This window comes from Aeromonas sp. QDB68, assembly GCF_027707405.1.
GTDB lineage: Bacteria > Pseudomonadota > Gammaproteobacteria > Enterobacterales > Aeromonadaceae > Aeromonas > Aeromonas caviae.
This window is the reverse complement of sequence record NZ_JAPCIQ010000093.1, coordinates 1-14,043: the sequence shown is the minus strand read 5'-3', so window position 1 is coordinate 14,043 and position 14,043 is coordinate 1. Positions and strand designations below refer to the sequence as shown.

The following is a 14,043-nucleotide window of genomic DNA, read 5'->3' as shown; positions in this document are numbered from 1 at the left end:
ATTTCGTACAGAGCATCTTCCATCGCGCCATCGCTCAGGTTGTACCAATGCTGCATGCAGTGAATGCGTAGCATGGTCTCCAGCGGATAGGGCCGTCGGCCATTGCCCGCCTTGGGATAAAACGGCTCGATGACAGCGGTCATATTCTGCCATGGCAGGATCTGCTCCATGCGGGAGAGGAAAATCTCTTTTCGGGTCTGACGGCGCTTAGTGCTGAATTCACTATCGGCGAAGGTGAGTTGATGGCTCATGATGTCCCTCTGGGATGCGCTCCGGATGAACATGATGATCTCATATCAGGAACTTGTTCGCACCTTCCCTAACTCAACATGCTATCAATTCGACTATCTACTTTTCTTTTTATAGTTACCCCACTGACACTCAAATTATATCTAGATAGCATGTCAATATATTTTTTTATCACGACTCGCTCATCAAATTTTTGAAGCACTAGATTTCTTCCTGCAACCCCCATATCAACGCGCTCTTGTGTTGATTGGTTAATAATCAGCTCCATTGCTGCGGCAAGTGAATCCCGGTTTTTGACTTTGCATAAGAATCCGGTCTTGCCATTAATAACAACATCTTTGCAGCCAGGGGCATCAGAAACGATAAGCGGTTTGGCCATTGCTGCAGCTTCTAACATCGTTCTCGGAATACCCTCTCGATAAGATGGCAACACCACACAATCAACATTGGAAATAACAGTTCTTACGTCATCTGTTGTTCCCAAATACTCAACAACCCCTTCTGACTCCCAAATGCCTATTTGTTCACGACTGATAAGACTGGGGTTAGGAACATCGCAAGCGCCAAGCAATTGAAAATGTGTATTTGGATATTTACTTTTAATAACTCTAGCAGCTTCAATATATTCTCCGATCCCTTTATCCCACAACATTCTTGCAACCAGCAAAAATGTTGTGGGATTGTTACCCGATGAAGAGGATATGGGTGAAAAATGTGATACGTTTACACCTTCGCCATGCAGTAGTTTAGCTTTATTTTCACTAACCAAGCTATACGCTAAAAATGCTTGACGATCATCTTCATTTAAAAACCATACTTCTTTAGGGTAACGAAATGCCATTTTATAGAGCTGCCGTGCAATTTTGGCAATAAAATTGTCATTGACAAATGTATACCCTAAGCCAGTTGTAATCGCCAACGATGGAATACCGGCTATTTTAGCAGCCAAAGAACCATAAATATTTGGTTTGATTGTATAATGAATAATAAAATCTGGATTTAGCTTACGATAGTAACGATACAATAAAGTCACTAACTTTATATCATCGAAAGGATTGACACCTTTGGCAGACATGGGCAGATCAATAACATCACAGCCCATGTCTTTAAGCTTACCGGAAAATTTATCATTAGGGGCTACTACCGATATATGATACCCATCACTGAGTAATCGATTTAATAAACCATGGCGAAAATTAAAAACAGACCATGCGGTATTGGCCACGATGACTATATGATTTTTATTCACAGATACCTCTGAAAATCTAGATTTGGCATTAATACTACTGGTACAAAGATAACCAACTCTCCGCCTGAGCATTCAACGAATAACGTGTGACTATTCTATTTCTTGCTGCAGCACCTATCATTTCAATCTCATCACTACTCATCTGAAGCGCTGTGTTAATTCCATCTGCCAATGCAAGATGATCTCTTGGAGGCACCAAAATACCACATTCTCCAACAACCTCTTTGACGCCACCACAATCAGTTGCAACCACAACCCGCTGACATGCCATGGCTTCGGCAACAACTAGACCAAACCCCTCCCAAGCAGAAGAGAGAACAAAAATATCTGCAGCACTCATCCACTCATGCACATTTCGTTGCAGGCCTAAAAAATGCACCCGAGTGGTTAAACCCAATTGTGCGGCGAACGTTTCTATATTGGCTTGCTCTTCACCTATCCCAATAATCGCCAATTGCACATGGTTTAACTCACTGGGCAATTGATTGAAGGCGGTTAATAAGTTCGGATAATCTTTGGCTTCAGTAAGACGCCCTACCGCCAAGATGAGAGGGGTGTTATCTGTCAGTTTTAATTGCGCTCGCAAGCTCGCACGACTTGCCGGATTAAAGATAAAACGTAGGGTATCAATACCGTTATGCATCGCCAACATCTTTCCCTTCGCTACAGCACCTTGAGCAAAAAAGGCATCAACGGCCTCTTGGCTTACATTCGTGCTTATATCACATAACTTATCTGTAATACGATATGCAAGCATACGCCCACGCCCACCTTCGCTGGTACTGTGAGCGGTACAAATCAGTTTTGGTATGCGAACGCTCAATCGCAACAGTCGGGAAAACAAGTTGGCGTGCACCATATGGCTATGCACCACATCAGGCTTAAATTGCTTGATTAGCTGTCGCGCTTGCCAATAGGCTTTGATAAATCCAAACGGGGTTTTAGACATATTAAGCTCTACGACGTCAATCTTGGAAGATAGCGGGCGGTTAACCGTCTCACCGGTCATCGAGATTAACAAGACTTTATGGCCTTTAGCTGTAAATTGGTCTGCCAAGTCGCAAACTTGCCGCTCCGCCCCACCCATGCCAAGGCCAGTGATGATTAATGAAACTTTCATTTTTTACCTTAATAACCGCCGAATAAATATTGAACACCCTGTACCGAGAGGCTATTGCTTTCTACAGTGCCCTTAAATATTAAAGAATTAACAAGAACAAATCCAGCTAATAAAAATAATGCCCTTGCATTACCAAACATGCACATCAAACATATTATCAGCGGAAGAAATGAAGTAATTAATCGGCCTGCGAATGGGCTAAAAAAGTACATACCAACATATACAGAAATGCCAACTAATGCTACTACATAAAAACCATCCTCTGTATGTACTTTTTTTCTTTGCGAAAGTGTCACCAATAGTACAGACACATACAGAATAAAATTACCACCACCACCACCTACAGTATCCTGATACTCTGTCGCTTGTCTCAATGCAAGGATTTCAGCGAGTGGCATAATCAAAAAACTAACCACAGCGGAAATAAAAATAAAAAAACAGACTCGGTGTATAATATTTTTACTGATGATAGATGAGAATAATTTATCTATGGATAAAAAAGCAAACAAAATAAACGCAGATGAATGGATAAAGCCTAGTAAAAAAACCAGCAATAAAAACCTTTTAGACTGCCAAAAATAAAAAATAACCCACATTAATACTGTTGCAGTAAATGCTTGCCGAAGCACGACTAACAACATATGAAATGACTGCGGCACCAAAACCAAAGCCATAAAACCCAATGCCATTAGCAGTAAATTCCTGCTTCTAATAAAGATGAAAAAACTTACAGTGAACGCAGTAAAAGCTACAAAAAATAGCGGAACCACTTCTGCAGTAAATACAAACGTCAGCGCATTATTTAATAACAAAAACAAAGGCTCATTAGTAAATAAAGCAATGCCATCATAACGCTCCATTATGTTTAGCGAATCTTTAGCGTAAATAATGTAGTTGTCTCTATCTCTAAAATATTCATTGGGCAATAATGTTAATAAAAATGCAAATGACGCTGAACAAAAAGCAAAGAAAAACGTTTTTAGTATTTTAGAGGAAACATCAGTTAAATTGATAGCACTCATAATAAATCAGACCATTTATCGATTATCACATCGACTGAAAATTCATTTCTATTTTCTTTAGAGTGTTGAGAAAATGATTTATATGTTACCTCCTCGTTAAAGCAACTTACTGCATTGCTTATTTTATCTGATAGGTCTGCCACATCACCCGCTTCACACAACCACCCTGTTTCACCGTGTTTAATAATTTCAGCAGGTCCTGTATCACAATTAAAAGAAACAATCGGCAAGCCATAAGCTTGTGCTTCGATCAGTACCAGCGGCAATCCTTCAAAGCGCGAACTCATCACAAAAAAAGCTGCCTGTTGATAGTGGGCAGCGATATTGTTGGTTTTTGGCAACAACTCCGTGCTCGCTTCAATATTTAACTCGCGGCGTAGTTGTTCGAGCATAGCTTTATCTTCACCATCACCCACGATGCGCAAGCGCCAATCGGGGTGTAACGGGGCAACCTGCGCCCAGGCTTGTAATAATAAATCAAACCCTTTTTGATAAGTAAGACGGCCAACAGCCAAAAATAGTTTGGCTTTATGTAGATTAATTTCAGTCGGTAGTATAATCGTGACCGGGTTTGGAATGGAAACTATATTCGCTGTACACTTTGTATTCGCCACCCAAAGTTGCTTATCACGCTCAGTTAACGTGACAACGTCATCAGCAAACCGTGCCGCTAACTTTCGAGCCAATCGGCGGCTAGCTTTACCTAAATCCACGCTGTAGTTAAAATGCTCCCAACAAATATGACGTATATTTAAACCCAATACCGCAGGTAACGCATACAAAGCCAACATTGACTCTACATCAATCAGGATGTCAATCTGGTGTTGCTGCAAATAACGGCGCAATTTTAAAATTGCCAGCGGCATGCGTAGCGAGCCTCGTCCCGCTGTAGTAAACAACTGGCTGACTTGAATTCCATCGGCCAGTTCAAAAAATGGGTTATCACCACATTGTAAACTCAGCATGTGGATTTGATAACCGCGGGCCTGTAATTCACTTGCAATAACCAATGAAACACGTTCGGTGCCGCCAGCTTGATTAAGGTTACCGACAAAGAAACAAATTTTTTTCATCTAAAGATCTCGTCATATACAAAAGTACAATTATACTCGTTACTTTACGCTTGCTATTTTTAATAAGAGGTTACAAACATGCGCCGGCTTATGATATCTAGCAGCATAGTCAACTGTTTCAATTTTAAGCCTGTCTAAAGACTCGGCAGACATAATTAATATTTTCAATTTATGAAAGATATCATCCGCATCATGATTTATAGACACAACTGGTGACTTATAAATATTGAAAGATGCACAATGTTGCTCATCTGCTGGGGCTAGAACCACATGACCGTGCATCATGGCGTAAATAGCATTCATACCGTAACTGTGACATTTGCACTGATCAATAGAAATGTCTATTTCAGAAAATAATTTAAGATACTCTGATTGACTTAATTTCTCAGGGGTATAAATCTCCACGTTTGAGAAAGTACTTTCAATACGTTTTAATGCAGCAAGGATGACATCGGTTCCTTTAACATCACGGCGGTTAATGCCATGCATAATCTTTATTGCCTTGGTATTTGTAGGTTTAATTTTTGGTATATTTTCTACATAACAAGCCAATGGGACCACTTCCGTAACTTTATAATTAAAGCGACTAGCTTTCCAAGGTGCTTGATAATCATACATAGTGGGTATTATTTTATTCGCAGCCTTAGCACATAAATAATTTATGATTTTTTCAGCTGTTTTTTTAAAATATTTAATTGCCGGATAATCAATCCCTGTAAAAACAAATTTATTGATTATGCCAGACTCTCCCGCCTTAATGTACTCAACATCATCGCCACAACATAATAGAAATAATTTGATCCCTTTAAGTTTAAACAACAACAGCATCAATGGTCCTAATAACTTGAAGCTGAAGAAGCTAGGATTCATGATGTAAATAACATCAAACGTTATAAAAATAGGGATCAACCCAAAAAGATCTTTTAATTTCCCAATTTTAGTTTTAGCCACAAGGCCATAGTCTGCGTCAAGTTTTTTCCAACCATCACCGTTGGGTGAAAAGACTGCTGCTTCATGGCCCAATTCACGAAACCCCGCAGCTAAGGATTTACCATAACCACTGTATTCACCATAAATTAAAATTTTCATATTGTTAATTTTACTTCTCATTTAAAATCAAAAATTGCCAACTCCTACCCTATATCCACGATCATACACACGGGAATTTATTACGAAATCATGTGGCCTGTACCAATCGAGCTGTCATCACCGATGCTTACAACTTGCAACACAGTGAAATTGTCGCCTATAAACACGTTATCATCATCTGTCACCAGTTTGGAGTGATAAGTGCTACCTAAATAGCTGTTCCGAATAGTAGATCACCGGAGGAAGGGAACTCAGTCCAGTTTGTGCGATCTGATTAGTCGCTAAGGAAAGTGCGAACAAGTATCCCAAGAACAAAAAATGAAAATTTTAGTCATTTAATATCAATGGGTTACCAGTAAATGCTCTCGTGCCATATGACTTATTCGCACCTTCCCTAGGTGTTTAGCAGGATGCAGTGGATGAACGTTACCATCAAAACAGAGAGCATTAGGGCCGATGAAGGTGTGTTCATCGATGATTGTTAATAAATTTATCGAAAGTTATGATAACGTAATTATTAATACATATTTACTATTCTACAGGTTAGGTGAAGGATATGAAATTACGTACCACGAACATTTGAGGTGGTTAAATCACATTATTACAGATTCAACACTTGCATAAAAACCACTTGCCATACAAAACGAATTTATCTGTACTTTAAATTTTCACATCCAATATTTTTCGCTTAATTGTTATTAACGGGAAAATCTTTTTATATTCAACTTGACAATCAAAAAGTATACCGAATAATTGACTAAATAAGCAACTGTTGCACCTTTCAACCCCATCTTAGAAACCAAAAAATAGGTTAAGGTCACAACTGAGATCGAGAATATGATTTCGGTCCCCAGAAACCATTTAGTGGCTCCACGAGATAGCATGGGATAAGCATATAGCCAACTCGCTATTTTAATTACATCTCCGGTTAATTGAATCGCGAACAGATCACGGGCACTGCGAAATGATTCAGTAAACAATAGAGAAATTACCACATCCCGCAATAAGTAAACACCCAGGGCCATAAAGGCCACCATTGGGATGATAACCTTTGCAGTTTTATTTATCTCACTGACAATCGCATCAACACTAGTTAATGAAGCCAAGCGCGGCAAATAATAAGTGCCAAGCGCCATGGTAACCACCCCTAAATAAACTTCAGATATTTTATATACTGCTTGCCATTGGCCGGTGGCATCCCAACCCACTTGATCTATTAATATATTACGTATCAAGATCAATGAGACTGGCACGGTTAACGCGCTGGTGATTGCCATCAGCATATAACCGCCAATGTCTTTACGAGCTTTGGGCGCTACTGGGCCCCACCAGTAGCGCAGCTTAAACCAAGGCTGACGCAGGTTGGTAATTAACATTACGACGCCAATCAAGGCAGCCTGCACGGCTGCCGCTAATAATGCGCCCTCAATATTTTTCCAAGCAATCATGCCCAACATTACGCAGCCCGAGATCAGCGCTGAAAGCATACCCAGCCCGACATAACGGCGATATAACTGCTGGCCGTTGATCACCGAATTGCATAAGGTTCCGATGGCGGCAAACGGCAATACGATAACAGTGGCCATCACGACCCAGGCAAGGTTCACATCTTTTAATATACCGCTCGCAATCGGCTTAGCAAATAACAACCCAACAGGAATGGCAATAGCTGAAATAATCAATACCCATTGCAACGCAGCTCGCCACCAAGGTGCGCAAGCATCAAATCCTTGCTCTTTATATTCGGCGGTAAAGCGCACTACTCCGCTACCGGCAGGCGCATTAATTATGCCGTTTAAACTGCCGACCATGCTTTGCACTTGCCCGAGCATTGCCATGCCGGTGGGGCCAGTATAAATGGCCACCACCTTGGCAATCACAAAGCCCATTGCCATTTTAAGCAGTGTCAATAAACCTGTCATGGCAGTGACTTTGAATAAGCGTTTCATGCATTAAACCCATTTACCGCTGCAATCACTTTAGCAACTGACTCATCACTCATCGTTGGGTCAAGTGGAAGAGACAGAACTTGCTGATGGATTTCCTCCGTAAATGGCAGAGATATACTGTTCCACTGGCTATATGCCTGTTGTTTATGTGGTGCAACTGGATAGTGAATCAGTGTCTGAATACCCTGCTCAGTTAAATAAGCTTGCAGTGCTTCACGCTTTTCACAGCGCACAACAAACAGGTGCCAAACATGCGCCAATTCATCGATAACATTAGGCAACGTGACCAGTGGATTCACGATCCCCGAGCGATAAGTTTTAGCAATATGTTGGCGACGAATGGTCTCAGCTTCCAGGTACGGTAACTTTACACGCAACATTGCGGCTTGAATTTCATCCAGGCGACTATTTACTCCTTGGTAGAGGTTTTCATACTTCTTGTGTGATCCGTAATTACGCAGAGCTTTAATAGTTTGCGCTAATTCATCATGATTGGTCGTAATAGCACCACCATCTCCTAATGCCCCTAGATTTTTCCCGGGATAGAAGCTAAAACCAGCAGCATCCCCCCAATTACCAGCACGCTTGCCTTGAATTTCAGCGCCATGGGCTTGGGCACAATCTTCAAGCACCAGTAGATTATGCTCCCTAGCAATAGCCAACAGCTCAGGCATTGGGGAAAGCTGGCCATAGAGGTGAACCGGTAATATAGCCTTGGTGTTCGGGGTAATAGCAGCCGCAACAGTTGCTGATGCTAGATTAAATGTGGCCGAATCTGGCTCAACCAATACCGGCACCAAATCATTCTCAGTAATGGCGAGGATGGAAGCGATATAGGTATTGGCCTGAACAATCACCTCATCACCCGCCTTTAACCTGCCAAGCGCTTTCCATGCGCGCAGCACCAAGGTTAACGCATCCAGCCCGTTGGCAACACCGATTGCATACTTGGTACCACAGTAAGCAGCAAATTCTTGCTCAAAGGCAGTTAATTCAGAACCCATAATGTACCAGCCAGAATCGATGACTTTCGAACAGGCTTTTTTCAATTCTTCAGCATATTGAGTGTTAATTGATTTCAGGTCTAAAAATGGGATCATTTCTGTTTACTCAGCTCGATAAAGGATTGATATTCTCGAATATAATCATTAGCATCATAATTGTGTGAAGCAAAAACCAAAAGCACGGCATCCGGTGAATATTTATATTGCACACCCCAAGTCATTGCAGGTAAGTATATTCCTTTGTTCGGACTATCTAACAAGTACTCTTCTCTATTTTCTCCATCATCAACTAATACGTTGCAACTACCACTCACACAAATTAAAAACTGTTGGCACTCTTTATGTGCATGCTCCCCTCGCACTTCTTTATTTGGGACACCAAAGACAGTGAAGTATCTTTTAGGTGTAAATGGAATTTCTTTTTCAAATTCACCAACAGATAAATTTCCACGCATGTCATTTACTAATTTGAATTTATGAAGAGTAACACCTTTGACTTTTGATTTTTCGAAAGTTACGTCAAATACATCGTTTGATGCTATTGTTTTTGTTTTTGCTGATACGTAGCCTTTTATTGTGGCCGGATTCCCCATTACAATAGCATTTTCAGGTACGTTTCTCGTCACAACGGCGCCAGCACCAACCATAGCATTTGCACCAATTGTAACACCTGGTAATACAGTCGCATTTGCACCAATTGATGCGCCTTTATTTACTTCTGTTTTTAAGTACTCTTCTGGATAAGATTTTGATCTGGGGTTCTTATCATTCGTAAAGGTTACGTTTGGGCCAATAAATACGTTATCTCCGATCCTAATGCCATCCCATAACTGAACACCAGATTTTATTGTCACGTTATCGCCAATCACTACATCATTTTCGACAAAGGAATTGGCACAGATATTACAACTTTTACCTATCACGGCTCCAGGCAAAACAACACAAAACTGCCAAATATTGGTATCATCTCCAACATTTTTAGATTGCACATCAGATAATACATGAATCATATTCATACCTTTATAAAAAATTGAAATAGATTTTATATTATTAGGTTGAAAAATCACTTAAGGAAGGTGCGAATAAGTCATATGGCACGAGAGCATTTACTGGTAACCCATTGATATTAAATGACTAAAATTTTCATTTTTTGTTCTTGGGATACTTGTTCGCACTTTCCTTAACACTCAGAGATGACGTTTCAAACTAATTTTAAAAGATATTGACCATATGCATTCTTTGCTAACGGCGCAGCAAGTTCACGGACCTGGTCGGCATTGATAAACTTCTGGCGATAGGCGATCTCTTCCGGGCAGGCCACCTTCAACCCCTGACGGGTCTCGATGGTCTGAATAAAGTTACTCGCTTCTATCAGGCTTTCATGGGTTCCGGTATCAAGCCAGGCATAACCACGGCCCATCATCGCCACCGACAGATTGCCTTGCTCCAGGTAAATACGGTTCACATCGGTAATTTCCAGCTCACCACGGGGCGACGGCTTCAGGCTCTTGGCAATCTCAACAACGCTGTTGTCGTAGAAATAGAGGCCGGTCACCGCATAGTTGCTCTTGGGCTCCAACGGCTTCTCTTCCAGCGAGATAGCGGTACCCTCTTTATCAAATTCCACCACCCCATAACGCTCGGGGTCATGCACATGGTAGGCAAAGACGGTAGCACCACTCTCTTTGGCCGCAGCCGCCGCCAACTGTTTCTGCAGGTCGTGGCCATAGAAGATGTTGTCCCCCAGCACCAACGCACAGGGGTCTGAACCGATAAACTCTTCACCCAGAATAAAGGCTTGTGCCAACCCGTCCGGACTTGGCTGCACCTTGTATTGCAAGTTCAGGCCCCACTGACTGCCGTCACCCAGCAATTGCTCAAAACGGGGGGTATCTTGCGGCGTACTGATGATCAAAATATCGCGAATGCCCGCCAGCATCAGGGTGCTGAGCGGATAGTAGATCATCGGCTTGTCATAGATAGGCAGCAGCTGCTTGCTAACCGCCATGGTCACCGGATAGAGACGGGTGCCTGAGCCACCGGCCAGAATGATGCCTTTACGTTTGGTCATGATGCTTGTTTCTTATTTTTAAATTGCAAAAGAAAAAGGTGGCTTGCAGCTACACCTTTTACGTTTTATCTCTTGCCAGCCAGGGATGCACTCAACACATCCCTGACCAGGGATTTACTTGCTGAGGATCTCGGTCAACATCCGCTCCACGCCGACGGTCCAGTCCGGCAGCACCAGATCGAAGGTGCGCTGGAATTTGTCGGTATCAAGGCGGGAGTTATGGGGGCGTTTGGCAGGGGTCGGGAAGGCGCTGGTCGGCACTGCATTGAGTTGCGTGACCGCCAGATCAACGCCAGCCTCTCTGGCTTTGGCAAACACCAATTGGGCGTAGTCAAACCAGGTGGTGGTACCGGAGGCAATCAGATGGTACAGCCCGGCAACCTCGGGTCTGCTCTGCGCCACGCGGATCGCATGGGCGGTGCAATCGGCCAGTAACTCGGCACCGGTCGGGGCGCCGAACTGGTCATTGATGACCGACATCTCGCTACGCTCTTTGCCAAAGCGCAGCATTGTCTTGGCAAAGTTGGCTCCACGGGCGGCGTAGACCCAGCTGGTGCGGAAGATCAGGTGACGAGCGCAGAGAGCCGCCCCCTGTTCCCCTGCCAACTTGGTTTCACCGTAGACGTTGAGCGGTGCAGTTGCATCGGTTTCCACCCAGGGGCGCTCACCGCTGCCATCGAACACATAGTCGGTGGAGTAATGCACCAGCCAGGCACCCAATGCTTCCGCTTCTTTGGCGATCGCCGCCACACTGGTCGCGTTGAGCAGCTCGGCAAATTCCCGCTCACTCTCCGCCTTGTCGACTGCGGTGTGGGCTGCGGCGTTGACAATCACGTCCGGATTGACCAGACGTACCGTGTCGGCCACCCCTGCCGGGTTGCTGAAATCGCCACAATAATCGGTGGAGTCAAAATCAACGGCAGTGATGCGGCCCAGCGGTGCGAGTGCACGCTGCAGCTCCCAACCGACCTGACCGTTTTTGCCAAACAGCAGAATATGCATCAGGCACGCTCCCCGTAATTCTGCTCAATCCAGGATTGGTAGGCACCGCTCTTGACGTTGTTGACCCACTGTTGGTTATCCAGATACCACTGCACAGTTTTGCGAATGCCAGATTCGAAAGTTTCTTGCGGCTGCCATGCGAGCTCACTGCTCATCTTGCTGGCATCGATGGCATAACGGCGATCATGGCCAGGGCGATCCGCCACATAGGTGATTTGCTCACGATAAGAGCCCGCCTTCGGCACCATCTCGTCCAGCAGATCGCAGATGGTGTGTACCACCTCCAGATTCTGCTTCTCGTTATGACCGCCGATGTTGTAGGTCTCCCCGACCAAGCCCGTGGTCACCACCTTGTAGAGCGCGCGTGCGTGGTCTTCCACATAGAGCCAATCGCGAATTTGGTCGCCCTTGCCATAGACCGGCAGCGGCTTACCATCCAACGCATTGAGGATCACCAGCGGGATCAGTTTCTCGGGGAAATGGTACGGGCCGTAGTTGTTGGAGCAGTTGGTGACGATGGTGGGCATGCCGTAGGTACGGCGCCAGGCGCGCACCAGATGGTCACTGGAAGCCTTGGAGGCAGAATAGGGGCTGCTGGGGGCGTAGGGCGTCGTTTCAGTGAAGAGTGGCAAGGGTTCACCAGCAGACGCTTCATCCGGATGTGGCAGATCGCCATACACCTCGTCGGTGGAAATATGGTGGAAGCGGAAGGCCGTCTTGCGCGCCTCGTCCAGACCGTTCCAATAGGCGCGGGCCGCTTCCAGCATCATATAGGTGCCGACGATATTGGTCTCGATGAAGTCGGCGGGGCCTGTGATAGAGCGATCAACGTGACTCTCGGCGGCCAAGTGCATCACGGCATCCGGTTGATGGGTAGCAAACACCCGATCCAGTTCGACGCGGCTGCAGATGTCGACCTGCTCGAACGCGTAGCGATCGCTGCCCGAGACCTCAGCCAGGGATTCCAGGTTGCCTGCATAGGTCAGCTTGTCGAGGTTGACAACTGAGTCTTGGGTATGCTGGATGATATGACGAACAACGGCTGAACCGATAAAGCCGGCACCACCAGTAACGAGAATCTTCATTCAAAATCCTATTTACAACGTTAGATGTTATATCTTTTATTCGAGTGGATTAACTTCTTTTCATTCGAGCAGAATCGGATGCAGATCTTTTATTCCCCTTAGCCCAACGCCCCAACTTCCACGCATGCGACATGCAATAGGAATAGACGGCAAATAGCAGCAGATAGAGTGCCATCATCAGACATTCAGGCAGTTGGGCTTGTTCGGAAAAAATGCCGAAGAAAACGATGCTCAAATTAGCCACCACGATCAATAGCAGGGCCTCGCGGGAGGTAAAGCCGGCATGAAGCAGAATATGGTGCAGGTGATTGCGATCAGGGCGCAGGGGGGATTGGCCTTTACGAATACGACGGATCATGATGCCCACCATATCCATCAGTGGCAGGCCGATCAACCAGAGCGCGGTGACAGGACGAAATGCAGGTTCCAGCTCATTATGTTGTGAGCCGAACTGCACCAGGTAACCGATGACAAAACCCAGGAACATGGAGCCCGCATCCCCAAGGAATATCTTTCGTTTGAAGGGCGGAATATTGAGATTGACCAGCAGATAAGGCACCAGTGCAATGGTGATGACCAGACAGAGCTGGGCCATCTCTGGCATGGTATCGGAAAACAGGATGGATAGCCCGATCAGCGAGATGCCAGCCATGCTGCCAGCAAGCCCGTCAATGCCATCCATCATGTTATAAGCATTGATGGCGGCGCAGACCGCGACTATGGCGACCAGCAGATCCACAAATGGGATGGTGAGATTGCCGACCCCCAGCACATCACCAAACTGATGAAGGCTGATATTGGTCGAGAGGCAGAGCACCAGGATCAGGAGGGCCTGCAAGCTCAGCCGGATCCAGGGGGAGATATCCTTGGCATCATCAATGGCACCAATCATCATCATGCAACCGGCACAACTCAGCATGATGATGATCGAACTTTGCAAGGGGATCGTGAAGAAGACGCTGAGGTAAACCCCCAGACACACTGCAATGCCTCCAATCAGAGGGACTGCACCAACGTGTTGTTTACGCTGATTCGGCAGATCAACAAGTTGTAATACCAATCAGATTAAAGATGTGATCTAATTGCTCTATTCTGGTTTCACTGTACTCAGTATGTCCGATCCAATCGAT

The 14,043-nt window shown here is 44.7% G+C and carries 13 protein-coding genes; all 13 read right to left on the bottom strand.

The window, feature by feature from the left end; translation table 11 throughout:
- On the bottom strand, positions 1–251 hold a 251-nt coding region (locus PG892_RS18785; protein ID WP_042863072.1), incomplete at its 3' end, for an IS5/IS1182 family transposase.
- 68 nt (positions 252–319) lie between these two features.
- Positions 320–1,498 (bottom strand): glycosyltransferase family 4 protein, encoded by a 1,179-nt coding sequence (locus PG892_RS18780; protein ID WP_270825688.1) that lies wholly within the window; start codon positions 1,496–1,498, stop codon positions 320–322.
- Positions 1,499–1,532: 34 nt separating this feature from the next.
- On the bottom strand, positions 1,533–2,618 hold the full coding sequence (locus PG892_RS18775) for a glycosyltransferase (RefSeq protein ID WP_270825687.1): 1,086 nt from the start codon (positions 2,616–2,618) through the stop codon (positions 1,533–1,535).
- Positions 2,619–2,626: 8 nt separating this feature from the next.
- Positions 2,627–3,640, bottom strand: coding sequence for an EpsG family protein (locus PG892_RS18770; RefSeq protein WP_270825686.1), 1,014 nt, complete (start codon positions 3,638–3,640; stop codon positions 2,627–2,629).
- The gene (locus tag PG892_RS18765; RefSeq protein WP_119197500.1) at positions 3,637–4,713 is read right to left on the bottom strand and encodes a glycosyltransferase family 4 protein; all 1,077 of its coding nucleotides are present in this window, start codon (positions 4,711–4,713) and stop codon (positions 3,637–3,639) included. Before PG892_RS18765 ends, PG892_RS18770 begins: the two co-directional genes overlap by 4 nt.
- Positions 4,714–4,752: 39 nt before the next feature.
- Entirely contained in the window at positions 4,753–5,823 is a 1,071-nt protein-coding gene (locus PG892_RS18760) for a hypothetical protein (RefSeq protein ID WP_141116524.1), read from the bottom strand.
- 677 nt (positions 5,824–6,500) lie between these two features.
- Complete coding sequence (locus tag PG892_RS18755) at positions 6,501–7,751, bottom strand: O-antigen translocase (RefSeq protein ID WP_270825685.1); 1,251 nt, start codon at positions 7,749–7,751, stop codon at positions 6,501–6,503.
- Positions 7,748–8,851, bottom strand: coding sequence for a DegT/DnrJ/EryC1/StrS family aminotransferase (locus PG892_RS18750; RefSeq protein ID WP_270825684.1), 1,104 nt, complete (start codon positions 8,849–8,851; stop codon positions 7,748–7,750). The genes PG892_RS18755 and PG892_RS18750 overlap by 4 nt, the downstream gene beginning before the upstream one ends.
- Positions 8,848–9,765, bottom strand: coding sequence for a WxcM-like domain-containing protein (locus PG892_RS22680; RefSeq protein WP_408746231.1), 918 nt, complete (start codon positions 9,763–9,765; stop codon positions 8,848–8,850). The genes PG892_RS18750 and PG892_RS22680 overlap by 4 nt, the downstream gene beginning before the upstream one ends.
- Before the next feature lie 191 nt (positions 9,766–9,956).
- The gene (gene rfbA / locus PG892_RS18735) at positions 9,957–10,826 is read right to left on the bottom strand and encodes a glucose-1-phosphate thymidylyltransferase RfbA (protein WP_270825683.1); all 870 of its coding nucleotides are present in this window, start codon (positions 10,824–10,826) and stop codon (positions 9,957–9,959) included.
- A gap of 114 nt (positions 10,827–10,940) precedes the next feature.
- Positions 10,941–11,828, bottom strand: coding sequence for a dTDP-4-dehydrorhamnose reductase (rfbD, locus tag PG892_RS18730; RefSeq protein WP_201957421.1), 888 nt, complete (start codon positions 11,826–11,828; stop codon positions 10,941–10,943).
- Positions 11,828–12,913 carry a dTDP-glucose 4,6-dehydratase gene (rfbB, locus tag PG892_RS18725; protein ID WP_039041243.1) on the bottom strand — a complete coding sequence of 362 codons (1,086 nt, stop codon included), beginning with the start codon at positions 12,911–12,913 and terminating at the stop codon, positions 11,828–11,830. Before rfbB ends, rfbD begins: the two co-directional genes overlap by 1 nt.
- 49 nt (positions 12,914–12,962) lie before the next feature.
- Complete coding sequence (gene wecA, locus PG892_RS18720) at positions 12,963–13,973, bottom strand: UDP-N-acetylglucosamine--undecaprenyl-phosphate N-acetylglucosaminephosphotransferase (RefSeq protein ID WP_270825682.1); 1,011 nt, start codon at positions 13,971–13,973, stop codon at positions 12,963–12,965.
- Between the last annotated feature and the right edge of the window lie 70 nt (positions 13,974–14,043).